General features: G+C 40.0%; 2 protein-coding genes. One reads left to right on the forward strand and one right to left on the reverse strand.

Going from position 1 to position 2,404, the window contains the following annotated elements:
* Positions 1-8: 8 nt before the first annotated feature.
* On the reverse strand, positions 9-929 hold the full coding sequence (locus C1T29_RS03400) for a DMT family transporter (RefSeq protein WP_103749731.1): 921 nt from the start codon (positions 927-929) through the stop codon (positions 9-11).
* Between the two features lie 132 nt (positions 930-1,061).
* Here C1T29_RS03400 and C1T29_RS03405 point away from each other — a divergent pair.
* The coding region (locus tag C1T29_RS03405) for an aminotransferase-like domain-containing protein (protein ID WP_208945616.1) at positions 1,062-2,404 on the forward strand (1,343 nt) is incomplete at its 3' end.

Raw genomic sequence — 2,404 nt, forward strand, 5'->3', positions numbered from 1 at the left:
TTTTTGTTTTAGAGTTTTTTAATCCTTTTAACAGAAAAATGGGTGATGAAAAACTTATTCATTTTATTTACTTTTAGGTAGGTAAAACATACTCCGCCGACTGTTACCACTCCGCCTAGCAGAGAGATCAGTGTGGGTATTTCGCCGATCCAGATCCAAGATATGATCAAGGCTAAAGCGGGTGTAACATAAAGTGAAAGGGTTGCTTCTGAAGCCCCGACGAGTGAAGTGACATATGCAAGGGCAAAGTATGGCACAACTGTTGGCAATAAACCTAAATAAACAATTGACAATGTTGCGTTCGTAGAGGCGTTTATCATCTCTCCGCCTAAGCCTGGCAGAAACATAAGCATAGGTATTGTTCCGCCCCAAATTGAAAATGTAACGAATCGGATAAATCCATATTTTTTTATATAGCGGGGTTGAAAAACGAAATAAATACTCTCCGAAAAAGCGGCCAGCAGGATGAACAAAATACCTTTCATTGAATAAGTATAGTCTCCAGACCCAAATGCAATCAATGACACACCCAATAAACTGATCATAGAGCCAATCCATTTCGCAAATCCAAAATGCTCTCTAAAAAACAGGCGGGATAGCATGGCTGAAAAGATCGGTGCTGTAGTAACGAGTAAGCTTGCAACTCCGGCACTAACTGTTTTTTCACCAATGTTCAGCAAAATGTGATACAGTGCAAAACCTAAAAACCCTAAAAGAAAAATGGCAGGAATGTCTTTCAAGTCGGGTAGGCGCATCTGAGTCAAAACAGCAAAAAGCAATAATGCCATAGAGCCGATTAACAAGCGAAATAAAGCAAGGTGTTCTGGTGTGTACCCTTCTAGTCCTGCGCGAATTCCCGGAAAAGCAGATGCCCATAAACAGATCATCAGACTGTTTGAGGTGATCAATTGAACTGTTTTCTTTTGCATATTTCCCTCTCCTCTTTACAAAAACCAACCAGTTATTTAATGTGTTTTTATATTAATAAAGATTTGGTGATATGGCTTCAACCAGTTAAACGGATTTTGACCCAACCAATTTATTTTAAGGAGACCAATTCTATGAGCTTTCCAGAAGAAAAAAAGATGAAAAAGCTCCCTAAGTACAGACAAATCGTTCATTTTATTAAAGAGAAAATAGGAAATGGAGAGTGGCCGATTGGAAGCAAGATTCCAAGCCAGCGCACGCTTGCAAAAGATTTTCAGGTGAATCGGAGCACAGTGATTACAGCCTTAGAGGAATTGATGGCTGATGGGTTAATAGAAGGCACAATGGGGAAAGGCACAGTTGTTATGAACAACACATGGACACTGATGGCTAAGAATTCTGCTCCCGATTGGGATCGATATGTCACCTCTGGCATTCAGATGCCAAGCCGAAAAATCGTTCAAGAGATCAATCAATTAGAATCAAATACAGACCTTATACAGCTCAGTAAAGGTGAACTTTCAGCTGAGATTTTTCCTTTGGCTGTTATGAAAGAGATGATGGGGAAGGTATCTCAACACATGGAGGCATTCGGATATGAAGAACCAAAAGGTTACTTACCTTTGAGGGAGGCATTGAGCAACTATTTAAAAACCATTGGAATCAACGTCTCATCTTCTTCCATTCTGATTGTCTCAGGAGCGCTGCAAGCCTTGCAGCTAATATCAATGGGGCTGTTACAAAGAGGATCAACCGTATATCTTGATCAGCCCTCCTACCTTTATTCATTACACGTATTTCAATCAGCTGGTATGAAGCTGACTGGACTTCCTATGGATAATGAAGGACTTTTGCCTGAAAATGTTCATTTAACAAGAGGAGAGCGTGGAAGGGCTATCTTATATACAAATCCATGTTTTCACAATCCGACTGGTATTCTTATGTCTAAAAAGCGGCGGGAAGAAATCCTAGCAGTAAGTGAGAATACACAGCTTCCTATTATTGAAGATGACATTTATCGTGAGTTATGGATCGATGAAATCCCGCCATATCCTATTAAAACAATTGATAAAAATGGACATGTACTGTATATAGGAAGTTTATCGAAAACTTTAAGCCCAGGTTTGAGGATTGGATGGATCGTCGGACCGGAACCGGTGATTGAACGTTTATCTGACATTAAAATGCAAACAGATTACGGATCCAGTTCGCTATCCCAAAGAGTAGCGGCGGAGTGGTTTACTTCCGGCCAATACCAGCAGCATGTAGAAAAGGTTAGGCAGCATTTAAAGGTGAGAAGAGAATTGGCCTTGAGTGCTTTAGAAACTCATTTGAAAGATGTGGCGACATGGAATATCCCAAAAGGAGGGTTTTTTGTCTGGATAAAAATATTGCCTTCCATATCAATGAAATTACTTTATACTAAAGCCTTATCAAAAGGGATTCTGCTCAATCTGGGCAGTATCTATGCTCAGGA

Source organism: Bacillus sp. MBGLi79 (assembly GCF_002953915.1).

Coding starts and splice junctions, on each gene's coding strand:
- C1T29_RS03400 (WP_103749731.1), bottom strand. CDS start 929: ATGCAAAAGAAAACAGTTCAATTGATCACCTCAAACAGTCTGATGATC.